Source organism: Nostoc mirabile CHAB5784, from assembly GCF_020829645.1.
In the GTDB taxonomy this organism is placed as follows: Bacteria; Cyanobacteriota; Cyanobacteriia; order Cyanobacteriales; family Nostocaceae; genus Nostoc; species Nostoc mirabile.
In genome coordinates this window covers 116,242-139,272 of record NZ_JAIVFS010000001.1, presented here as the reverse complement: position 1 = coordinate 139,272, position 23,031 = coordinate 116,242, and the positions used below count along the sequence as shown (strand labels likewise).

The 23,031-nt window shown below is 42.0% G+C and carries 24 protein-coding genes; 8 read left to right on the top strand and 16 right to left on the bottom strand.

The features are described 5' to 3' along the window. Positions 1-44: 44 nt before the first annotated feature. Together LC653_RS00690 and LC653_RS00685 are read left to right on the top strand one after the other, a co-directional pair. A complete protein-coding gene (locus tag LC653_RS00690; protein WP_229492135.1) occupies positions 45-869 on the top strand; it encodes a pantothenate kinase in 825 nt (274 codons plus the stop codon). Between the two features lie 8 nt (positions 870-877). Beyond that, positions 878-1,150, top strand: coding sequence for a hypothetical protein (locus LC653_RS00685; RefSeq protein WP_229492134.1), 273 nt, complete (start codon positions 878-880; stop codon positions 1,148-1,150). Between the two features lie 109 nt (positions 1,151-1,259). Here the strand turns inward: LC653_RS00685 and LC653_RS00680 are convergent, their stop codons facing one another. Next, the gene (locus LC653_RS00680) at positions 1,260-2,072 is read right to left on the bottom strand and encodes an alpha/beta fold hydrolase (RefSeq protein WP_229492133.1); all 813 of its coding nucleotides are present in this window, start codon (positions 2,070-2,072) and stop codon (positions 1,260-1,262) included. A 212-nt stretch (positions 2,073-2,284) separates the two neighbouring features. Beyond that, a complete protein-coding gene (locus LC653_RS00675) occupies positions 2,285-2,779 on the bottom strand; it encodes an NUDIX hydrolase (protein ID WP_229492132.1) in 495 nt (164 codons plus the stop codon). A 638-nt stretch (positions 2,780-3,417) separates the two neighbouring features. Here LC653_RS00675 and LC653_RS00670 point away from each other — a divergent pair. After that, positions 3,418-3,582, top strand: coding sequence for an Asl3888 family RNA-binding protein (locus tag LC653_RS00670; protein WP_167407613.1), 165 nt, complete (start codon positions 3,418-3,420; stop codon positions 3,580-3,582). A gap of 70 nt (positions 3,583-3,652) precedes the next feature. Here LC653_RS00670 and argH read toward each other — a convergent pair whose 3' ends face one another. From argH to trmD, 9 genes are all read right to left on the bottom strand, one after another. Then, complete coding sequence (argH, locus tag LC653_RS00665; protein ID WP_229492131.1) at positions 3,653-5,041, bottom strand: argininosuccinate lyase; 1,389 nt, start codon at positions 5,039-5,041, stop codon at positions 3,653-3,655. A gap of 146 nt (positions 5,042-5,187) precedes the next feature. Further along, complete coding sequence (locus LC653_RS00660) at positions 5,188-5,397, bottom strand: hypothetical protein (RefSeq protein ID WP_229492130.1); 210 nt, start codon at positions 5,395-5,397, stop codon at positions 5,188-5,190. Between the two features lie 105 nt (positions 5,398-5,502). Beyond that, complete coding sequence (gene larB, locus LC653_RS00655) at positions 5,503-6,291, bottom strand: nickel pincer cofactor biosynthesis protein LarB (protein WP_229492129.1); 789 nt, start codon at positions 6,289-6,291, stop codon at positions 5,503-5,505. 73 nt (positions 6,292-6,364) lie between these two features. After that, positions 6,365-8,182 carry an ABC transporter substrate-binding protein gene (locus LC653_RS00650; RefSeq protein ID WP_229492128.1) on the bottom strand — a complete coding sequence of 606 codons (1,818 nt, stop codon included), beginning with the start codon at positions 8,180-8,182 and terminating at the stop codon, positions 6,365-6,367. Positions 8,183-8,372: 190 nt separating this feature from the next. Next, positions 8,373-10,175 carry an ABC transporter substrate-binding protein gene (locus LC653_RS00645; RefSeq protein WP_229492127.1) on the bottom strand — a complete coding sequence of 601 codons (1,803 nt, stop codon included), beginning with the start codon at positions 10,173-10,175 and terminating at the stop codon, positions 8,373-8,375. A gap of 24 nt (positions 10,176-10,199) precedes the next feature. Next, positions 10,200-10,799 carry a PIN domain-containing protein gene (locus tag LC653_RS00640; RefSeq protein ID WP_308188983.1) on the bottom strand — a complete coding sequence of 200 codons (600 nt, stop codon included), beginning with the start codon at positions 10,797-10,799 and terminating at the stop codon, positions 10,200-10,202. Positions 10,800-10,808: 9 nt separating this feature from the next. Continuing rightward, a complete protein-coding gene (locus LC653_RS00635; RefSeq protein WP_229492125.1) occupies positions 10,809-11,321 on the bottom strand; it encodes a hypothetical protein in 513 nt (170 codons plus the stop codon). A gap of 54 nt (positions 11,322-11,375) precedes the next feature. After that, positions 11,376-11,861, bottom strand: coding sequence for a 2-C-methyl-D-erythritol 2,4-cyclodiphosphate synthase (gene ispF, locus LC653_RS00630; RefSeq protein WP_229492124.1), 486 nt, complete (start codon positions 11,859-11,861; stop codon positions 11,376-11,378). A gap of 114 nt (positions 11,862-11,975) precedes the next feature. Continuing rightward, the gene (gene trmD, locus LC653_RS00625; protein WP_229492123.1) at positions 11,976-12,665 is read right to left on the bottom strand and encodes a tRNA (guanosine(37)-N1)-methyltransferase TrmD; all 690 of its coding nucleotides are present in this window, start codon (positions 12,663-12,665) and stop codon (positions 11,976-11,978) included. 539 nt (positions 12,666-13,204) lie between these two features. Here trmD and LC653_RS00620 point away from each other — a divergent pair. Together LC653_RS00620 and cphA are read left to right on the top strand one after the other, a co-directional pair. Beyond that, positions 13,205-14,068: a cyanophycinase gene (locus LC653_RS00620; RefSeq protein ID WP_100898664.1), complete on the top strand. Its 864-nt coding sequence runs from the start codon at positions 13,205-13,207 to the stop codon at positions 14,066-14,068. 443 nt (positions 14,069-14,511) lie between these two features. After that, on the top strand, positions 14,512-17,217 hold the full coding sequence (gene cphA / locus LC653_RS00615; protein WP_229492319.1) for a cyanophycin synthetase: 2,706 nt from the start codon (positions 14,512-14,514) through the stop codon (positions 17,215-17,217). 83 nt (positions 17,218-17,300) lie between these two features. Here cphA and tatA read toward each other — a convergent pair whose 3' ends face one another. From tatA to LC653_RS00595, 4 genes are read right to left on the bottom strand one after another with little or no spacing between them, the layout of a single operon-like run. Further along, entirely contained in the window at positions 17,301-17,471 is a 171-nt protein-coding gene (gene tatA / locus LC653_RS00610) for a twin-arginine translocase TatA/TatE family subunit (RefSeq protein WP_308188998.1), read from the bottom strand. A gap of 43 nt (positions 17,472-17,514) precedes the next feature. Beyond that, the gene (locus tag LC653_RS00605; RefSeq protein ID WP_229492121.1) at positions 17,515-17,781 is read right to left on the bottom strand and encodes a type II toxin-antitoxin system RelE family toxin; all 267 of its coding nucleotides are present in this window, start codon (positions 17,779-17,781) and stop codon (positions 17,515-17,517) included. A 5-nt stretch (positions 17,782-17,786) separates the two neighbouring features. Continuing rightward, a complete protein-coding gene (locus tag LC653_RS00600) occupies positions 17,787-18,002 on the bottom strand; it encodes a hypothetical protein (protein ID WP_229492120.1) in 216 nt (71 codons plus the stop codon). 6 nt (positions 18,003-18,008) lie between these two features. Then, positions 18,009-19,427 (bottom strand): serine/threonine protein kinase, encoded by a 1,419-nt coding sequence (locus LC653_RS00595; protein WP_229492119.1) that lies wholly within the window; start codon positions 19,425-19,427, stop codon positions 18,009-18,011. Between the two features lie 94 nt (positions 19,428-19,521). Here LC653_RS00595 and cbiT point away from each other — a divergent pair, with 94 nt between their 5' ends. Both cbiT and LC653_RS00585 read left to right on the top strand, forming a co-directional pair. Then, on the top strand, positions 19,522-20,124 hold the full coding sequence (cbiT, locus tag LC653_RS00590; protein WP_229492118.1) for a precorrin-6Y C5,15-methyltransferase subunit CbiT: 603 nt from the start codon (positions 19,522-19,524) through the stop codon (positions 20,122-20,124). Between the two features lie 15 nt (positions 20,125-20,139). Then, positions 20,140-21,021 carry a phosphatidate cytidylyltransferase gene (locus LC653_RS00585; RefSeq protein ID WP_229492117.1) on the top strand — a complete coding sequence of 294 codons (882 nt, stop codon included), beginning with the start codon at positions 20,140-20,142 and terminating at the stop codon, positions 21,019-21,021. A 403-nt stretch (positions 21,022-21,424) separates the two neighbouring features. Here the strand turns inward: LC653_RS00585 and LC653_RS00580 are convergent, their stop codons facing one another. Next, positions 21,425-22,138: an LmeA family phospholipid-binding protein gene (locus LC653_RS00580; protein WP_229492116.1), complete on the bottom strand. Its 714-nt coding sequence runs from the start codon at positions 22,136-22,138 to the stop codon at positions 21,425-21,427. Positions 22,139-22,271: 133 nt separating this feature from the next. On the opposite strand from LC653_RS00580, the gene LC653_RS00575 reads away from it, so the two are divergent. Further along, a complete protein-coding gene (locus LC653_RS00575; RefSeq protein WP_229492115.1) occupies positions 22,272-23,030 on the top strand; it encodes a pseudouridine synthase in 759 nt (252 codons plus the stop codon). Position 23,031 lies beyond the last annotated feature (1 nt).

Sequence of the window (23,031 nt, the reverse complement as noted above, 5' to 3'; positions counted from 1 at the left end):
ATTTTTATTAAAAAACCTATGACTGAGTTAAAAAAGTTAAAAGTGTGAAACCGCATAAGCACCCAGAACACACAGATAATATTTGGCTAGCTTTGGAAATTGGGAATTCCCGCCTGCATTGGGCGTTGTTTGTTGGCGAGACGCTTTACTCAGCTTGGGATACCGACCATCTACCTGAGTCTGTTATACAACACCTGGCTGAATGTCAAACCCTGAATGATTTACTAGAGAAAATTTTTCCACAAGGTGAATCTCTAACAAACACTTTGCCCCTCTGTCCTCTTCTCATAGCCTCCGTAGTTCCCAGCCAAACTGCTATTTGGCAAACTTACCCAAATACTCATTTTATTACATTAGACCAAGTACCGCTAAAAGGTGTTTATCCCACACTAGGAATTGACCGCGCCTTAGCTTTGTGGGGGGCGGGAAAAATGTGGGGTTTTCCAATGTTGGTGATTGATGCTGGGACAGCGCTAACTTTTACGGCTGCCGATGCTAATGAGTGTCTAGTTGGAGGTGCAATTTTGCCGGGATTAGGTTTGCAATTTGCAACTCTCGGTCAACAGACAGAACAATTACCATTAGTAGAAATGCAAAACTTTCCGTCTCTACCACCACGTTTTGCTCTGAATACTACAGGAGCTATTCAAAGTGGGGTGATTTATACAATCTTAGCTGGAATTAAAGATTTTACTGAAGCGTGGTTGCAATTATTTCCTAATGGAAAAATTGCGATTAAAGGGGGCGATCGCACTTTATTACTAAACTATCTGCAAGCCTTATATCCTGAGATTACAGCACGTTTGATTGTAGAACCGAATTTGATATTTTGGGGAATGCGGGAAATAGTAATGGGTAATGACAATTAAGACAAGGCTTGAATCTCAAAAATGCATGGCTTGTAACTTATGCCAATTACATCAAATTTAAAAGTAAACTTGGTGGCGATATCATCGAAAACGCTCAAGTACATCCTAATCGTCGTGCCTGGTTAGTTGAAATTGACGCACCAAACGGGATTGATGTACCACAACGAGTCCGTGATGAAAAAACACCACGTCCAGAAAAATTTAAAAAATCGAAAATTTTAATGGTAGTGGATGCAGAAACTGGAGATAGACTAAGCATGGATATCGCAGAAAATCAATAACTTAATTAAGACCTCGCTCTTATTATATTGACCCTTACGTTTATTTAATTAATATAAATAAACGTTTTTTTATGGATATAAGTTTTCTGAACCCGCTTTCCTCTAATTACTAATTTCTTTTAATAAACTCCCGAATCTCAACCGCTACAACCCCAGCACAAGATTCTGGTAAGTCATTTCCGGCATGGGCAATCATTTTCAACTCGACTTTGGGCATCAGTTGAGTATAAACTCGGCTCTTAGCTAAAGCATCTGGTGTATCTTGGCCACCTTGTAAAATAAAAACCTGCACATCTATCATGTAAAGCCGCTTTTGCACTAATTCCGCCTCAATTTCTGCTTGTCGCCTTTTGAAGAGTAACTGGCAAGCTATGGGGTAACGCAACAATTCCTGACGTAATTGCAAATCCTGTGCAATTTTTTCGTGCCAACCTAAGATTTTAGTGAAGGGAGTTAGCGATCGCAGCAACTTAACTATAATTGGTGGATAATTCAATAATCGCCGCATCTTCTGGCAATACTCTTCTTGTCCTGCTATCTCTACACCCTCTGGTGCAAGCAGTACCAAACCATCAACTTTCTCTGGATACTTTAAAGCATAACTAGCAGCAATCCAACCCCCAAGAGAATGCCCTACTAAATAGACTTTTTCTAGCTTGACAGCTTGCAAAAACTCAGCTAAACACTCTACTTGTAAATCTATCGAATGGTGGATATTCGGATTTTCTGATTCACCAAACCCTAACAAATCAAGTGCAAAGCAATGGAAATCTTGTGAAAGAGACTCCATCACAGATAACCATTGACTGCTCTCATTCCAAGCACCATGTAAAAAAATTATAGGAGTTTTTTCACCGACTTCACGCCAGAATATCAGCCCTTGAGAGAGCTTTATCCGCGAGTTACGGAATAGTGTATTCATTTTAATTTAGTAGTTAACTTTTAGCATCATAATAAATAGTCATTAGTCATTAGTCATTGGGCATTGGTCATTAGTAATTAGTTTGGGACAAATTACAAAGAGAGAAGTGTGAGCCGAACGCGAAAGCGTCTAGTAGAGAAGCTTCCTTAGATCGTATACTTTGGCGGCAAATGACAAATGACTAATGACAAATGACTAATGACTATTTATTGTTATGCCAGTGTTGTCAAGCCATTTAAGTAGTCTTGCAACTGCCGAGTATGGTCGTGAGACATCTGTCCTGAAGGTAGCAAATTGGGAGAGAAAGCTTGGATTTCCATGACTTCCAAAGTATCTAGAATCTCCATTGTCCCATGTACCTCGGCTTCAACCACAACACAAATTGAATGGATTCTGGGATCACGGTCTGGTGCGGAGTAAACTCCTACCAAACGATTAATTTTCACCAATTCTAGCCCGGTTTCCTCAATCAATTCCCGGCGGACTGTGTTGGGAATATCTTCTCCCCAATCCACCATACCTCCAGGCAATCCCCAAAGACCGTTATCACGCCGCCGGATCAGTACAATCCGACCATCGGGTAAAATTGGGATAATACTAGTGCCAGTAATGGGATGACGAAATATAATACCCAATACTGTTTGTCCAATACGCCATAAGCTACGTGTGGACTGGACAGCTGCCGGAAAAAAAGCAATAACGTTCAATCTTCAAAATTTTTGTATTGTTTTCTATAGCTCTCTAGCACTTACATAAACTCAACTAATAAAATTTTTATTTAGTTTTGTTTTATACACATATGTTTGTGGCTTGAGATTTTATTCTCGCGATTTACGTAGAATATTATTGATTCTAACATTAAGTTTCAAGAGAAGCACTGTATTCATATATACATAAACTTTGTTAAATCAGAAAGTTTTTCAGTTTAAAACTAACATTAGCCTTGTCCAAACTAGCAATCACTAATATTTTTCAGCACACATTAAAAAAAATAATCTGAATGATAAGTTTTAACCCAAAATTTAGAACAGACAATTAAGCGGGGTTTGAGACCGTCACCTAATTCTTGATAATATTGATTAGTTTGTTCCAAGAACAACAACTAGTTAGCTAATTTACATCTATTTGACAAATTTGAATCTAATAAAAAGTATTTTTCGTCTAGCTGGTGGGGATAGTTCTAAATTATTATTGACAGAGCAAGGTTGAATGCGATAGACTAGTACACTGTTTAAAGCGTATTTATTGCTGCACTAGGCTACAAGTATATCAATAACATTGGTAACTGATATTGCCTACGTGATGCCTAGTTGCTACTTTTTTGTTGTTTATTAATGAGGTGAACATGGCCAAGCGCCGTAACCCAAAAAAAGAAAAGGCGCTACGTAACCAGGCGTATGCCAGAAAGTTTCGTAAACGGACTACGACAGGAAGAATGCAGAGAAGGTTCCAACAAAGACCACCGAAGAGTGAAGAAGAAGAAGGCGCAGCAGCAGCTGACACTGAATAAGCTGTCTGCTTAAATCCTTTTTATTTAGATTATTTATTTTTTAGGGCGCACATATGTACGCCCTTATTTATTAATCGACAGCAATTTGAGCGCGGGCAGCTATGAGTGCTTTCCTTACCTGTGCAAAGCCAGTACCACCGTAACTGTTACGGGTTGCAACAACTTGACGAGGAGATATCGCTTCATAAATATCGGCTGCAAATCCTGGGTGGAATTGTTGCCACTCTTCCAAGCTCAAATCTTTCAGAAGTTTACCTGCGGCATCACAGGTTTTTACTATCTTACCCACGAGGTTGTATGCTTCTCGGAAGGGAACTCCCCGCGCGGCTAAATAATCTGCTACATCGGTAGCGTTGGAAAAATCTTCTGTCACTGCTTGTTCTAAGCGTTGAGTGCGAAATTCTAAACCTTCTCTCAGCAAAATCGTCATTGCTTCGAGAGAGGCTTTGACTGTGTTGACGCTGTCAAACAAACCTTCTTTATCTTCTTGCAGGTCTTTGTTATATGCCAGTGGTAGCCCCTTCATAATCACCAATAACGCCTGGAGATGACCGAATACACGTCCTGTTTTTCCCCGGACTAATTCTGGCACATCAGGGTTTTTCTTTTGGGGCATGATACTGGAACCTGTGGCACAGCTATCTTTAAGGGTGACAAAGCCAAATTCTTGAGATGACCAAAGAATGACTTCTTCTGCAAGGCGACTGAGGTGAACCATAATCAAGCTAGCAGCACACAAGAATTCGATCGCAAAATCGCGATCGCTCACTCCATCAAGGCTATTAGCATAAATATCGTCAAAATGCAATAGTTTTGCTGTGTAGTGGCGGTCAATCGGGAAAGTAGTTCCCGCCAAAGCACCGCACCCTAAAGGTGAGATATTTACGCGGCGAGAAACATCTCCTAAGCGTTCCCAGTCGCGTTGGGCCATTTGAAAGTATGCCAAGAGGTGGTGAGCTAAACTCAAGGGTTGGGCGCGTTGTAGGTGGGTATAGCCAGGAATCAGGGTTTCAACGTGCTTTTCGGCTATATCCAGTAAGACACCTTGAAATTCTCGCAATTCGCTTTTGATTTGTTGGATTTGGTCGCGGAGGTAGAGTCTGGTGTCAGTACCAACTTGATCATTACGCGATCGCGCTGTATGCACCTTTTTACCCACATCGCCGACAATTTCTGTCAATCGTCGTTCAACTGCAAAATGTACGTCTTCAGCATCGACACCAGGCTTAAATTTACCCTCGCGGTACTCTTGGCGAATTTTTTCTAAACCTGCAACCAGTTGCTCTCCTTCTTGTTGGGAGATAATGCCCGTGTGAGCAAGCATTTTGACATGGGCTTGAGAACCAGTCAGGTCATATTCGATTAATTCAATATCAAAACCTATACTGGCATTAAAACGAGCGATCGCCGGATGCAACGCTGATTCAAACCTCTGGCTCCAAGTTTCTTCTTTGGTCATAAATATTATGAGGGGAGTGGGGAGTGGGGAGTGGAGAATGGGGAGTGATGATTTAGGAAGAGAGGAAGACAATTTTGCTGATTTCCTACTCCCTAGTACAGACGCGATTAATCGCGTCTCTCCTTACTCCCCACTCCCCCCTAAATTCAACCGTAACTAGTTAGATTCCGAATCATATAACCAATGACTAAACCAATCAACAATGCCCACACTTGACCTGTTTGTATAAAGTGACGCCAAGATTTTTCAACCTGACCCATCAAGTCTGGATCGGTAATTGTTTGTGCTAGTAGTGCTGTCAAATTTACAGGCAAATCCCAATATAACTGAGATATCAAATCGCTGTAATGGCTCATATTTGGTGGTTATAAGTTAAGGGTGGCAAAATTCAGCATCAGTTTATTTTTTAGATAAATTCCTGATATTTACTGAAATCTTGGGTGTAACTTTAATGTCTTAACTCAAGATGCAGCAGATGCCAACCGCAATTTCTCGGCAGTCCGCAAAATTTGCCCCGCCAAAACTGCTGCACCAAAACCATTATCGATATTTACTACACCTACTCCCGCAGCACAAGAGTTAAGCATTGTCAATAAAGGTGCTAAACCGCCAAAACTTGCGCCATAACCAATGCTGGTGGGTACGGCAATCACAGGACAACTCGCTAAACCAGCGACAACGCTGGGTAAAGCGCCTTCCATCCCCGCTACGACAATCAACACCGATGCGGACTCAATCAGGTGGCGGTTACTTAATAAACGGTGAATCCCAGCAACACCAACATCCCAGAGGCGCTGTACCTGAAAACCAGAAAGTTCAGCAGTGACAGCAGCTTCTTCAGCAACGGCTAAATCGGCAGTACCAGCAGAAAGAATGCCAATTTCACCCGCAAATTGTGGTTCGATGGTAGGGGGAGCGATCGCACAAATTCGCGCCGATTCGTAATATCGCAAACCGCTAACTTTTGATTCCAGCGCGGCATAAACTGCTGGTTCAATGCGAGTTGCCATCACCACCGGATTACGGAGGCGCATCACCTCCATAATTTGAGCAATTTGGTCGGGAGTCTTACCAGGCCCCCAAATCACCTCTGGGAAACCAGTTCTTAGCTGGCGATGATGGTCGATTTTGGCAAACTCACCTACAGATTCATAAGTTAAGTCTTTGAGTGAGTCTAATGCGGTATCTGGCGTAACTTTACCATTGGCAACCGCTTCGAGGAGCGATCGCAAACTTTCATGTTGAGACACTGATTCTGTTGTTTTGATTTTATAAATTTTCCCAAACGTGCCACCAAGGGCAGAGATTTTAATACTTTAAACTCTATTCTGTTACTTTCAGTTCATATTTGTTCCACAACGTTCCTTTTTGGGAACCAAGTGCAGAGAATTTGACGTTTTGAATGCGATCGCGCACTGCTATCAAAGCTAAAGGATTCACTAAATAAATGTAAGGCAAATATTCCTGAGAGAGGCGTTGCGTTTCGGCGTAAATCTCTTTGCGCTTTACTTCATCTAACTCTTGTGCCGCTTGAATGTAAAGACGACCAATTTCCGCCTCCCAATCTGCAACTTGCCAACCAATAAGTGGTTCTTGCCCTGCTTGAAGTTTCTGATTGAAGGTATGTAGTCCACCTGACGGTAGCCAAACATTAGCCCCGTCGTTTGGTTCAATCCCTCCAATAAAGCCTAGCAGATAACATTCCCAATCGAGGGAATTAGAAAGCTTGTCTGTAAGGGTATTGAACGCAATTGGATTAAAATCAACTTGAATGCCAATTTTACTCAAATCTTGCTTAATTTGCGCTCCCATTAACACACGAGTTTTATTTTCAGCATTTGTTAATAAACTGAAGCGCACCCGATTACCATCAGCATCTAGTAACTGTTTATTGGCATTATATTTAAAACCTGCACTTAATAGTAATTTTTTAGCTTTTTCTTGATTAAATTCATAAACTTTCAGACCTTTTTCTGGAGGAAAGTAGTAAGGACTTTGAATTTCTATCGGCGAATTTTGCAACACACCAATCCCCCGAAAAACATTATTTAGCATTGTTTGACGGTCGATTGCATGGGCAACTGCTTGTCTAAAAGCAAGGGTATTAAACCAACGGGATTTAATTGAGTCAATTACAGGCTGTCCGTTTTGCCGCCGACCTTTGTTGAGATTAAATGAAATATAAGTATTGGTGAATTCCGGGCCTCCATTGTAGATAGTAAACTTTCCCCGCTTTTCTTCGCGCTTAAGTAGTGAAAAGTTTTCAGGAGAAACAGTAACTGTATCTAATCCTCCAGAGCGAAACTGAAGAATTATTGTATCTGTAGATTCAATAATTTGCCAAACAATACGTTCAACATAAGGTAACTGATTCCCTTGGCTATCTTTGCGCCAGTAATAAGGATTGCGCCGAAATACTACACGCTGACTGGAAGTATAACTTTCTATTTTATAAGCACCGTTGACAATAATTTTACTGGGTTCTGTATTCGTTCCCCAAGTAGATAGAAACTTGGGATTACCTTTAGCATCTTTAGATTTCAATGATTCAGCTAAAGCATGTTTTGGCAAAATGCCAACTGAATTTGTTGATGCTCCGGTTGTGGTGGAAAGGAAAGGAGCAAAAGGCTCAGGTAGAATAAATTCAATTTGGCGATCGCCTATTTTTCTGATTTTAGGAAAACTACCACTAGAACCGATTTTCAGACCATCTTTCCAATCGGTAGGAATCTGTGGATTGAAAATCACATCTTCATAGGTAAAGATAACATCATCTACGGTAAGTGGTTCGCCATCTGACCATTTTAAGTTTTCTCGCAAAGTAAAAGCGACTCGCTTTTTATCATCAGAAATATCCCACGATTCCGCTAAAGCTGGCTCTATTTTGCCTGTAATTCCATTGAGGGTAGTTAGTCCTTCAGTCGTGAACAGAAAAACATGAGGATATTCCTGATTGAAGGCGTAGTTAAAAGTTTTCGGGTCGCCGATAGTGCTTGTAACCCATTGCGATACTTGCGCTGCCTTACTCTTAAAATTAGTTGGGTTACAACTTATAAGAGCTATCTGACAAATAAAGAATAGACTGAATATTGCTAAAACCGCAAACCCACGGTGGCGGGTAGGCAAGAGGGTAAAAATCATAAAACTCGAAGACTAAACTGTTTGCATAATATACCTCGTGTTCAGCCTTGACTGCATAAAGGGAAGTGAGGAATGGAGGGATGAGGAAAGCAGGGGGAAGGGGGGAAGAGGAGAATAAAAAATTACCTCTTGTCTTTCCCCTCTGCTCCCTGCTCCCTGCCCCTCTGCCTCTTACCCATGCCCATGAAAATTAAGTAGCTTTTTTCTCTTCTACTACTTTGAGTTCATAAATATTCCAATTGTAACCTGCTGTCGCTGAGTATTTTACGTTCTCAATAGTATTACGCACGGCTACTAAAGCTAGGGAATTGAATAGGTGAATAAAAGGCAGATACTCTTGTGAGAGTTGTTGTGTTTCTGCATAGATAGCTTTGCGTTTTGTTTCATCGAACTCCCTTGCCCCTTGAATGTAGAGGTCTTCAATTTTCTGTTCCCAATCGGTAGCTTTCCAACCGACTGTTGGGGATTGTCCCGCTTGAGCTTTCTGATTAAATACATGAAAGTTACCTTCTACAGACCAGACATTGAAACCATCTTGTGGCTCAATACCACCAGTGATGAATCCATACCAACACTCCCAATCTAGGGTGTTAGAAATTTTTTCTCCAATAATACTGAAGTCAATAAATTGTAAATCAACTTTAATACCTATCTTGCCGAGATCCTGTTGGATTTTCGGTGTGATTGTGGGTTTATTAGTAGCAATAGCCATTATTGTGAAGCGGACTCGATTACCATCGGCGTCTAACAGTTGACCTTTATCATCGTATTTAAATCCTGCTCCTAGTAAAAGTTGTTTAGCTTTTTCTGGATTGTAGTCATAAGTTTTTAAACCTTCTTTTGGAGACAAATAATAGGGACTGGGAACAGAAATTGGAGAGTCTTGCGGTTCACCCAATCCCCGCAAAGTGTTGTTGATCATCGTTTGGCGATCGATAGCGTAGGCGACAGCCTGTCTAAAAGCAACGTTGTTAAAAATGCGGGACTTAATAGGATCTACAAGAGGCTTGCCATTGCGACTACCTTTGTTGAGATTGAAAGTTATAAAACTTGTCCCAGAGTCAGGCCCAGCATTTTTAATAGTAAAGTTACCTTGCTTTTCTTGACGCTTGAGCAATTGAAAATTTCCAGGGCCAATTTCTAGTAAATCTAACCCTCCAGAACGAAATTGCAACAAAGCTGTATCAGGCGATTCCACAATTTGCCAAATTACACGCTCAATATATGGCATTTGTTTTCCTTGTGCATCTTTCTGACGCCAGTAGTAAGGGTTGCGCCGAAATATTACGCGTTGATTGGCTGAATAACTCTCGATTGTGTAAGGGCCATTAACAATAATTTTTTTGGGGTCTGTGTCGGTTCCCCAAGTGGACATAAACACTGGCTTACCGTCAGAGTTTTTGGCTTCCACTGCTGCACGTAGGGCGTGTTCTGGTAATATTCCTACCCCTGCTGCAATCGATCGCAAAAAAGGAGAAAACGGTTCTGGTAGAATAAATTCTACCCGGCGTTCATCGACTTTGCGGACTTTGAAAAAAGCCTTACTGATACCAATGCGAAGACCATCTTGGGTATAAGTGGGAATGCGCTTGTTCATGTAGATGTCATTGAAAGAGAAAACGACATCATCGGCTGTTAATGGCTGACCATCCGACCACTTCAATCCTTCTCGCAAGGTAAAGACAAACCGTAGTTTGTCTGGGGAAAGTTCCCAAGATTCAGCCAAAGCTGGCTCAATTTCCTTAGTTATTCCGTTTTGAGTAGCTAATGCCTCATAAGTGAAACCAGAAATATTGGGAGATTCTTGGATGAGGGCGTAGTTAAAGGTTTTAGGGTCGCTCAAAGTAGAAAGAACCAATTGCGGAACTTGTGCAGCTGCGGTTTTAAAGTTAGATGGATTGCACGCGGTAACTGTAATTGCTGTTGCCAAAGCCAGAATTATTGGTAAGCAAAAACTTTTAATTGCCAGAAATATTTTTCTAAAAAATTTCATACTTTTAATAAGCGAATAGTGTAATTAATTTAATTGAGATTGTAGCCAACCAAGAAAGTTCTGGGTTTTATTGAAATATTGAATACCACTATCTCGTAAAACCTCTATAACTTCACCTCTACCAAATTCTTTAGAATTGTTACTTAAAAATAATTTATTTTCATTGGGATGTAACCCAGCATGAAAAATTATACACTCCAAGATTATTCTATCTATAATGTGCTTCTCAAAAATTGCTCTATTTAAAGTTCCTTGAAAAATACCCGTAGTTAATGTAATCATTTCTGATTTGATCGCCAGCTGATTAAAAGCTACATTAAAACGTTCTTTAATTTCGTTATTTCGTTGAAAAAAGCTAGTTCTTGATTGTTCTAGGCAAGACAGCAGTAATCGTGCATTATCTGAATTATCCCGCTTTGCTTGATTAATTTGTATATCTAACTTGCGGAGGAAATCTAGATTATATTTTTCCTCTTGTTCCAATGTTGTCAATGATTCTACAAAACAAATACTTGGCACTACGAGACGTAAAGAAGACGGTGTATTTTGCAGTAATTCTTGTGCTTGTGAATCTTGCCCTTTAGCAATACTCATCAAGAAATTAGTTTCAACGTAAATTATCACTACACAACATTAATAAATTTCTGTTCTTCCGTCTTCTACTAATTGCAATAAACCAATTTCTGCAATTTCCTTTGTGAAAGGTGGTATTTCCCATTTCCAATGATATGCCAAATCGTGCAACCAAGCTTCTGTAAGACCTTTAAGGTAAAGACTAAATATGCTTTTATCGCGGAATTCTGGCTCGTAATGACTAAGCACATCAGCAGTATTAAGACTGATAATAGGCTCTGATAAATTATTGCCATCCCATTTAAAAATTAGAATTTTATTTACATCAACAAGCATAGCAAAGGAAATCGCTATTTTTGCTGCTTGTAAGTAATCAATCAGCCGCAAGATAGCATGTTTTTTGACTTTTATTTCTTGAAAATTGAATGGTAAACCTTTGACTTCAGCTATGAGAACAATTTGTCCTTCTTTGTCTAAAGCAACAATATCAGGAAAGTCTATATCTTCTATGTTTGTAGCTTGTATGGCTCTAAATTCCCACCAAGTTAAGGTTTGTTTGTCGCTATAAATCATTGATTTCTATCCTCATGAGTCTTCAATATATTTACCGATGGTTTCAAAGAAAAGTTACTCTGAAGCCACTAGCAAAACGACAGCATAAGCACATATACCTTCTTCGCGTCCAACGGGGCCTAATTTTTCGTTGGTGGTAGCTTTGATGCCAATTTGATTTGATTCTAATTCTAAAACAGCCGCTAGTTTGTCGCGCATATTGTGAATATGCGGTTTTAATTTTGGACGTTCTGCTACTACCACTGAGTCAATATTTCCCACCTGCCAACCTTGATCCCGAATCAGTTGATGTACTTGATTTAATAGTACTAAACTATCTGCTCCCGCCCATTTAGGATCGCTAGGCGGAAAATAATGACCAATATCCCCCAAAGATAATGCCCCAAGCATGGCATCCATAATCGCGTGTGTTAACACATCAGCATCACTGTGCCCTAACAAACCCAATTCATGGGGAATTTGAATTCCACCTAAAATCAAAGCGCGATCGCTCACCAGTTGATGAATATCGTAGCCGTTACCAATACGAATTTTAGTCATTTGTCATTAGTCATTAGTCATTAGTCATTTGTCATTGGTCATTTGTCAGGAGTTAAAAATTATTATTCTCCCCCTGCCTCCCCTGCCTCCCCTGCCTCCCCTGCTCCCTGCCCCCTACTCCCCCTGCTCTAATTTCTCCAAGAGATCGGGGCGGCGATCGCGGGTTCTTTGAATTTGTTGTTCGTAACGCCACCGGGCGATCGCGGCGTGATTGCCACTGAGCAAGACATCAGGCACTTTCAAGCCGCGAAAATTGGCAGGACGAGTATATTGGGGATAGTCCAATAACCCCTCCTCAAAACTTTCTGCTGTGAGGGACTCTGTTTTGGCTACGGTTCCTGGGATAAGCCGCACTACGCCATTAATCAAAGCCATTGCTGGAATTTCTCCGCCAGTCAGAATAAAATCGCCTAAAGATACTTCACGAGTTACCAAATGTAGCACCCTCTCATCCACTCCTTCGTAATGCCCGCAAATAACTACTAACTGGTCATAATTTGTCGCCAATTCTTTTAAAAGAGGTTGATTGATTGTTTGACCCTGTGGACTCATCAAAATTACTTCTCTTCGGGGTAGAATCGGCAGCGACTCCACAGCCTTAAAAATAGGTTCTGGCTTCATTAGCATCCCCACACCGCCGCCGTAGGGTTCATCATCTACCTTCCGGTGCTTGTCAGTGGTAAAGTCCCGTGGATTAACCAGATGCACTTCGGCAATCTGTCTGGCTAAGGCTTTACCTAGCAGACCAGAATTGAGAACAGAGTTAAAACAGTCAGGAAAAAGCGTAACTATATCAAAGCGCACAGTTATTCGTATTCAAGGACACTAATCTTAAATTTGAATGTCTAGCAAACATCAACAAGCCAAAGTCGGGTCAAACTCCAGTTAAACTTTATCAATAGTATCTAAAACTACCAGACCTCTTGGATTTTAGATGGGATTAAAAGTTTTTCTAATTACTTAATTTATGTTTAAATGTTGTCACAAGTACATTTAAATTAATAATCTTATCAAGTTAACAACTTCCAGGATGCATCGAGCCAGCCTCAGAAAAAAGCGTAGTCTTAACTGCTCGTCCTCAACCCCAAAGCAGGAATTTAGCCCTATAAAGACTATTTTGCCCTGCTGCAAGTGGACAGGTGAAAAACAAGGCCCTGGCTTTGAGGAATGGGAACGAACACGTTTAGACTGAGGTAACGCGAGCGTTAAACAAAAATTTGGAGAGTGGCTTACCCAGTTCCAAACTTCCAAAAAGTGTCCTCTCAAAAGTTGCAAAGCGCAAAAATCATGGCTGCAACTGATCCTTGTTAAATTCACCTGAAGTTGTTGACAGGAGAAACACAATGCCGCAATTACAAGCTAAATCGCTAGAAATGAGGACACCCCAAGCAACTAAAACCGCCGTTCTGGTTATCGGAGGTGCAGAAGATAAAGTTCATGGGCGCGAAATCCTACGAACTTTTTTTGGACGCGCCGGTGCTAGTAAGGCTTATATTACAATTATTCCATCTGCCTCTCGCGAACCCGCCATCATCGGTGGTAGGTATATTCGCATTTTTGAAGAAATGGGTGCTCAGAAGGTAGAGATTTTAGATATCCGCGAACGGGAACAGTGTGAATCCTCCCAGATCAAAGCATCCTTAGAAGCCTGTAGTGGGGTATTTTTGACAGGAGGCGACCAGCTGCGTCTCTGTGGTGTATTGGCAGATACGCCAGCAATGGAAATTATTCGCCAGCGTGTGAGGGCGGGGCAACTTACCTTAGCAGGCACGAGTGCAGGAGCGGCAGTGATGGGACATCACATGATTGCTGGCGGCGGTAGTGGAGAGTCGCCAAATCGTTCCCTGGTTGATATGGCAACGGGTTTAGGGTTTATTCCCGAAGTAATAGTTGACCAACACTTTCACAACCGTAATCGCATGGGACGGCTGATTAGTGCGATCGCAGCTCACCCCGATCGCTTAGGTATTGGCATTGACGAAGATACTTGTGCAGTATTTGAACGTGATGGTTGGTTACAAGTTATGGGTAAAGGCAGTGTCACCATTGTTGATCCCACTGAAGCCACCCACACCAACGAACCTCACGTCGGTGCTAATGAACCATTAACCGTGCATAATTTACGTCTACATATCCTCAGCTACGGCGATCGCTTCCACTTGTACCAGCGCACTGTGTTACCTGCTGTACATCGGATCTCCAGCTGACGGGATAAAGTATCTGAGGTTACACTGAGTTGGCCACAAATTTTAGATTTTGGATTTTGCGTTCGCGTAGCGTGTCACAGACAAAAGTTGTAAGGAGGGTTTCCCCACCTAGCAAGCTTTTCAAGAAGGATTTTAGATTAAAAGAGCTTTTTGGCAGATGCCGCCAGAAAGTAGGCGAAACAAATCTAAAAAACCTCAAGGACTCGTTAAGACTTTGCGATCGTAAATCTAAAATTAAGAGAGCTAAGTACCCTAATTGTCTCTTTTAATCCAAAATCATAAATCTAAAATCCAAAATCGGTTGACCGCACATTTATTTCTTGTTGTAGAAAAATGATGAGAATAGTATGTAAAAAGAAAAAACTGTTTGCAACGAACAGTTTGGCGGTCAATTCCAGTAAGAAACTAGAATTTTGGTTCCGAATCTCCATCTACCTATTCCCATGAGAATCCTCAAGATCCAGACCTTACGCGGCCCAAACTATTGGAGCATTCGACGCCACAAGCTGATCGTCATGCGCCTCGATTTAGAAAACCTTGCCGAGACGCCCTCGAATCAAATCCCTGGCTTTTATGAAGGACTAGTTGAGGCGCTGCCGAGTCTGGAGGGTCATTATTGTTCTCCTGGCTGTCGTGGTGGTTTTCTGATGCGAGTCAAAGAAGGCACTATGATTGGTCATATCGTAGAACACGTAGCCCTAGAACTCCAGGAATTAGCTGGTATGCATGTTGGCTTTGGTCGCACCCGCGAAACTGCCACACCCGGAATTTACCAAGTAGTGATTGAGTATCAGAATGAGGAAGCGGGACGCTACGCTGGACGAGCCGCAGTACGGCTGTGCCAGAGTATCGTTGATCGAGGCCGTTATCCCAAAGCAGAACTAGAGCAAGATATCCAAGACCTAAAAGACTTCACCCGTGATGCTTCCTTAGGCCCCTCCACTGAAGCGATCATCAAAGAAGCAGAAAAAAGAGGTATTCCCTGGATGTCTCTGGAAGCCCGCTTTTTGATTCAGCTAGGCTACGGCGTGAATCAGAAGCGGATGCAGGCCACAATGACGGACAACACCAGCATTCTAGGCGTAGAACTAGCTTGCGATAAAGAAGCCACTAAACGCATCCTCGCTGCTGCTGGTGCGCCAGTACCCAGAGGTACAGTGATCAACTTCTTAGACGATTTGGAACAAGCCATTGAATTGGTTGGCGGCTATCCCATCGTCATCAAGCCCCTGGATGGCAATCATGGACGGGGGATCACCATTGATATCAGAACTTGGGAAGAAGCTGAAGCCGGATACGAAGCCGCCAGACAGGTCTCCCGATCAATTATTGTCGAAAGATATTACGTTGGACGCGACCACAGGGTACTAGTGGTAAATGGCAAAGTAGTAGCAGTAGCCGAACGCGTCCCGGCTCATGTCATTGGCAACGGCAGATCAACCATCTCCGAACTAATTGAGGAAACAAACCTTGACCCAAATCGCGGTGAAGGACATGATAACGTCTTAACCAAGATTGAACTAGACCGCACCAGCTACCAACTCTTAGAAAGGCAAGGCTATACCCTAAATAGCGTGCCACCCAAGGGCACTATTTGTTATCTCAGGGCAACGGCAAACTTAAGTACAGGTGGTAGCGCCGTAGACCGTACCGATGAAATTCACCCAGAAAATCTTTGGTTGGCACAACGGGTAGTCAAGATTATCGGTTTGGATATCGCCGGACTCGATATCGTCACCACGGATATTAGCCGTCCGCTACGGGAAGTTGATGGCGTGATTGTCGAAGTTAACGCCGCTCCCGGCTTTCGGATGCACGTTGCCCCAAGTGTAGGTATCCCCCGCAACGTCGCTGGCGCAGTGATGGATATGCTGTTTCCTAACGAGCAATCTAGCCAAATTCCCATCCTTAGTATTACTGGCACTAACGGCAAAACTACTACAACCCGACTACTAGCACATATTTATAAACAGACTGGGAAGGTAGTTGGTTATACTACTACTGATGGAACATATATCGGTGATTATTTAGTAGAAGCTGGCGATAATACAGGCCCCCAAAGTGCCCACGTTATCCTCCAAGATCCCACAGTAGAAGTAGCGGTACTGGAAACGGCTCGCGGTGGCATTCTCCGCTCTGGATTGGGCTTTGAAGCAGCAAATGTGGGAGTAGTATTAAATGTAGCCGCCGACCACTTAGGAATTGGCGATATAGATACTATTGAGCAGTTAGCTAACCTCAAGAGTGTAGTAGCGGAAGCCGTATTCCCTGATGGCTACGCGGTACTTAACGCCGACGATCGCCGCGTTGCCGCCATGTCAGAAAAAACTAAGGCTAATATTGCTTACTTCACAATGAACCCCGACTCGGAATTGGTGCGAAAGCACATCCAAAAGGGCGGAGTAGCAGCAGTATATGAAAATGGCTATTTGTCAATTGTTAAAGGAGATTGGACACACCGCATAGAAAGAGCAGAAAATATACCTTTAACAATGGGCGGACGTGCGCCGTTTATGATTGCCAACGCTTTAGCAGCAACTTTGGCAGCATTCGTACAAAACGTCACAATTGAGCAGATTCGTGCTGGTTTGAAGACCTTCCGGGCTTCAGTTAGTCAAACGCCAGGACGAATGAATCTATTTAATTTAGGCAACTACCACGCTTTGGTTGACTATGCCCACAACGCAGCCAGTTACGAAGCTGTAGGTTCCTTTGTTCGGAATTGGACTACAGGGCAACGGATTGGCGTAATTGGTGGGCCAGGCGATCGCCGTGACGAAGACTTTGTGACCTTGGGCAAACTAGCAGCCCAAATTTTTGACTACATCATCGTTAAAGAAGACGATGACACTAGGGGAAGACAACGGGGATCGGCTGCCCAGTTGATTATTCAAGGCATTACCCAAGTTAAGTCTGATAGTCGCTATGAATCAATTTTGGATGAAACACAAGCGATTAACAAAGGCTTAGACATGGCACCAAATAACAGCCTAGTGGTAATTTTACCAGAAAGCGTGAGTCGGGCAATTAAATTAATTAGAGGGCGTGGTGTAGTTAAAGAAGAGATACACCAACAAAATACTGGTACAGCGATCATCGATTCCCAAAATGGGAGCACACCTTCTTCTGTTGTTAATACATTGCTGTAGTCAATAGTAGAGAGGCGATGAGTCGCATCTCTACTATTAACAGTTGCTGTGCTGTAAATATTAAATTCCCCACAAAGAGTTGACTATTTTTCTTGTTCTGAATTGGTTTCGTCATTCGGAGTATTCACTCCTTCCTTAAAACCGCGCAAGGTTTTACCCAGTGCGCTTCCCAGTTCGGGAATTTTTTTCGGCCCAAAAATTAGAATAGCGACGATCGCAATGACGCTGACTTCTGGCCATCCCAGTCCAAACAACATACACAGATCCTCTCAATAATTTTTAATTAACTGTTCTCTATCAAGACTCATCTCTATAAACGTCTCTACGATGTTTCACTTTAATCACACTCACTAATAGAATCGTATCAAATATTTGATAAATTACTCTATAATCACCTACTTTAATTCGATATAAAGATTCTTCATCTGCCAATTTTTTAACACCCACTGGACGTGGTTCTATTGCTAATTGTTCAATTTTTGAGTCGATACGTTCTTTAATATGGCTTGGTAGTTTCTTCAATTGTTTATTAGCACCCTTGGTAAATTCAATTTGGTAAGTCACGCGGTTTATTTCTTGTATTCATCCCAAGATATAGTACCGTTAATTTTTGCGTCTGCTATTTCAGCACGAGCATCTCTAATATCTTCTTCATCCTCTAAAAGTTCTAAAACTTTTTCTAAAGTGCTTTCGGGTGCGATATTTAAATGTTTTTGAATTAATTCCATTAGGAATTGTCTTTTGCTTGTAGTTCCCATTTTTAGACCTCTTTCTGAATTCTGCATTCTTCTTCATTCTCGCGTAATTGGCAAACCTAACCACTCACTTAATTCATGAGCTAACCATTCAAGTTCTACTTCGGATTTAATACCGACATCGTTTCCACTAATCTGATATTTTTGCAATCCTGAGCAAATATATAATTGTGCTGGAACGGCAATTCTAGTGCCTTGAGAGCCTTTAGTAAAGTGTTTTGGAATGTAAACCAACTTATTAATACTTTGCCTTCGAGATGGACGGGGACGCTCAAACTTCCAACTAAACAACTCCCAGCTTAGGGCAATTTGTTCTGCATTCAGGCGTAAGCAGATGCGTCCAAACAAACTAAAGAAAAATTTATACACCATCCGAAAGCCAGCAATCCAAAAAGTAAGTGAGAACAAGGCAAAGGGAATGTTGGTAGGAAAAGGGGCCGAGAGAACGCTAATTGTCCAAAGCAGGATAAATGAATTCCAGGCGATCACAAATAAAGCTGTGAATACTATTGATGGATGGAAACCAGCTGGTGGAATGATAATTTCTAGAGAATCCCAATTTTTGGTTAGTTGAATTTTACTCCCGTCTGGTTTGCTGCCAACTAAAGTAGGTAATGTCGCTTGTGGTTTATCTAAGGCTGCGATCGCTTGGACAGCAGAACTAAAACGCCCTTCTAAACTGGGTTCAATCATCCACTTTAGCCAATTGCTAAAGCTGGGACTCACATTAGCAGCTTGTTCAAACTGAATGCGAAAGTCCTTTTGGGGTAAATCGGCTGGGTGACTACCCGTCATCAAATAAATTAAGGTTGCGCCTAAACTATAAAGGTCAGATGCTGCAACAGTGCGTCCGCCAAATTGCTCTGGTGGCATATAGCCATAGGTTCCTACCACAGTTCTTGTCCCAGTTTCTGTGGCGAGGACTGTCTGAACTGAGCCAAAATCTACCAAATAAACTTGACCAACACTATTACCAGAACGCTCCCCTAATAAAATATTGCTAGGCTTAATATCACGGTGAATTACAGGCGGATGTAGCTTATGTAGGTAAATAAGAATCTCTAAAAGCGCTTTGGCTATCTGTTTGACTTCAGCTTCTGTAAAAGTTCGCCCACTTTGTAAATATTGTTCTAAAGTTTTTGCTGGGATATAAGTTTGTACGAGTGCAAATCCCTTGATGGTTGGTAAATTTACCTCAAAATAGTTTAAATACTGAGGAATTAAGGGATGTGACAAAGATTTTAAAGTTTCAGCTTCTCGCTCAAATAGCTTGAGTGAATCCCATTCAAAGTCATCACCAAAAGAGAGTAACTTAATGACAACTAATTCCTGAGTTTGCAAATCACGAGCTAACAAAGTCCGCCGCCCTGCTTTTTTTCCTAGTAGCTGCTGAACTTCGTAGCGTAGACGCCCAGCGTCTTGTCCTTGGACATCGCCTAATATTTCGCCAATCATTATGGTTTCTTATAATGCTACGTTTGAAAAGTTTTTAGAGCTTATAGCTTTTCAATTTGGCAAATCCATATCTTTAGTATAATTGCGTAATTCTATGCCCTCCCAACTTTGGCCTTATATAACCCCTGGTATTCCCGATGAATTGTTTGAACATTTGCCAGGTATTCCCCTAAGTCAGCGAGAAGTCCGACTGCTGTTAATTGCCCAACTGCGACTAAAATCAGATTCTGTGTTGTGGGACATTGGCGCAGGGACAGGTACAATTCCGGTAGAGGTGGGGCTATTGTGTCCAAGCGGAAAGATTATCGCTATAGAAAGGGATGAAGAAGTAGCTAATCTGATCAAGCGTAACTGCGATCGCTTTGATGTTAAAAACGTCGAAGTAATTGAAGGTAGCGCCCCAGAGTGTTTACACGATCTTAAAGTTATACCTCACCGCGTTTGTATCGAGGGAGGACGGCCCATTCAAGAGATTCTGCAAGCAGCATGGCATTATTTGCCCCCATCCGGTCGGGTTGTAGCCACAGCTGCTAATCTAGAAAGTCTGTATGCTATTTCTCAGAGCTTTTCTCTGTTAAGGGCTAGAAATATCGAAGTCGTTCAGTCTGCGGTTAACCGCTTAGAGACGCGTGGCTTTTCTCAAACCTTTACCGCCGTTGATCCCATTTTTATCCTTAGTGGTGAGAAACTAGACTAAATCCAAAATACTTCTATGCCTTGGTCTCGGATTATTAGTGGAATTGTTGCGATCGCTCTTGCTCTTTCGGCAACCCTTTTGGGGGGTTGGTACTTTACCATCATCTTTGCGGTTATCATCTTTTTGGGTCAACAGGAATATTTTAATTTAGTACGAGCCAGAGGCATCGCTCCCGCCGCTAAAACCACTATGGGTGTCAGCCAAGTTCTGTTGGTAATTTGTACCCTTGATGGCAGTTTAGCTGACGCTGTGATGCCAATTGCTGGCACACTTATTTGTTTTTACCTGCTGTTTCAGCCCAAATTTGCCACGATCGCTGATGTTTCCGCTTCTATTATGGGGCTATTTTACGTAGGTTATTTGCCGAGTTACTGGGTGCGATTACGGGCAATTAATAGTGCTGCTTTTAGCAATCTCTCTTTCGGAGGTTATTGGCCCACAACCTGGACAGATTTCTGGGAAAAGGCAAATTCTGCTTCTTTACCACAAGGTTTTACAGCAACACTGCTAACTTTTTTGTGTATTTGGGCAGCAGATATCGGCGCTTACACTATTGGCAAATTCTTTGGGAAAACCCGTCTGTCTGATATTAGCCCGAAGAAAACTGTAGAAGGTGCTGTCTTTGGCATTACTTCAAGTGTTGCTGTAGCCATAGCAGGAGCCTATTATCTGCATTTGCCAAGATCCCCCTTCACTGGTTTAGCATTGGGTTTACTGATTGGCATTGCTAGCCTTTTGGGGGATCTTACCGAGTCTATGCTCAAGCGAGATGCTGGAGTCAAAGATTCGGGGCAGTTAATCCCTGGACACGGTGGTATTTTAGACCGTACTGATAGTTATATTTTCACTGCTCCTTTGGTTTATTATTTTGTGACATTGCTGTTGCCGCTACTGTAAGGGTTTTTAGTAACAGTTAAAGTATTGCACTGGGCCACATCCCGCCCGGAACTTAAGTTCCGGGCTAATAGCTTAAGTCCACTTAAGTGGACTAAAATTCTTGTTTAGTCCTCTTGAGAGGACTTAAGCTATAAGCAAGAGGAATTCTATTCCAAGGCGCGATCGCAACGAAGCGCAGGATTGTGTTTATCCTCCCTTCAATGCAATAACTTGGAATAGAATTCCAAGGCGAGATCGCAACGAAGCGCAGGATTGTGTTTATCGTCCCTTCAATGCAATAACTTGGAATTCTATTCCGAGGCGCGATCGCAACGAAGCGCAGGATTGTCCCCCTGCTCTCTCATCCCCTGAGAGCCGCTATATCATTTAAAATAATGTATTAGCATTTTTTAATTTCTAATCATTAAGGGTTAACGTTAATCCGCCCACGACACACTAGCTTGCCTGGGATCAGTGTTAGTTCTTGGATATCGACATCTGAGCCAAGATCCAGATTGTACTCATGATTGTCCTCTAATATATCTCCCTGGTCGGGCTTGATTTTTATATGTGCTAGTTGCAACTCATGCCCACTGAGTAACTGTGAGCTTAGACAAATCTCTACAGGAGTTGTTTCACTATTGGTTACTCTCATACCTCGCAGTATAATTTGGTTGTTCTCAAGAATAATTTCTTGCCAATTTATTGGTTGTGACTGTGGGCAATGTGTTGGTAAAACTTTAACCACTAAATCACTCAAAGCAGTCGATAATAAGTCAGATGAGAGAGAAGCATTAAGATCCTTCTCGTCTACGATCAAATCGCCAACCACTGGTACTGTTTCTAACAATCGCAGGGACTTTCCCTTGAGTACAGAACCGATATTTATCCGAATATTTTCTGCTATTAATTGAATTTGTGTAATTAGGAGACCTTGATAAACTGCATGAGTAGCAAAAATAGATACCGACGGGATACGCCCAGAGAGAATTTGGCGATCGCTCGCTTTAATCTCCACTTCTAAGTCCGATATTTGGCTCACTTGCGCTCTTAACCAGAGCTTTAGGGCTGTTGTGAGTACCTGCGTAATTATGCGGATTTTATTTGCATTTGTTGTTTGAAAATTTTGCTCTGGCATGTAACCAATCTGTTTATGAGTATTTGTTTAACAACTGAACAGAAATTAAATAAGTCTTAAATGTAACATTTATGCCTACTCACTACAAAATACAAATATCGTTTAATTGTTAACAGTAAATAAGCAATTCCACATGGAGGCACGGTTACAAAAAATTCTCGCTCAATGGGGTATCGCCTCACGTCGTGAAGCTGAAGAAATGATTAGGCACTCACGGGTGCGGATAAATGGGGTATTGGCACATCTAGGTCAAAAAGTTGATCCCGAAAAAGATGCGATCGCAATTGATGGTAAGCCTGTATCTAAAAAGCAGCGTCCGGCTTTAATATATTTATTGCTGCACAAACCAGCAGGTGTGGTTTCGACTTGCTACGACCCTCACCGCAGACCAACAGTCCTGGATCTACTACCGAAAGAATTACGGGAGGGTACAGGTATTCACCCAGTTGGGCGTTTAGATGCAGATTCTACAGGAGCATTAATCCTGACCAATGACGGAAATCTGACATTTGGACTAACCCATCCCCGCCACAGTATTTCCAAGACATATCATGTTTTGGTAGAAGGACACCCTCCAGAAACAGTACTGAAAATGTGGCGTCAGGGTGTGATGTTGGAGGGTAGAAAAACCAGACCCGCTAAGGTACAGCTAATAGAACATCGTGCCGAGCAAAGCTTTTTAGAAATAGTCTTGCAGGAGGGAAGAAATCGCCAAATTCGCCGGATAGCTCAACAGTTAGGATACCCAGTAATCAAGCTGCATCGGACTGCTATCGGCCCAATTCAATTACAAACTCCAAAAGAACCTTTTTTGTCAGAGGGTAAATATCGTTCCCTCAAAGATCATGAGATTCACTTTTTGCAAGATCAGATAACGCAACCTAATTATTGAT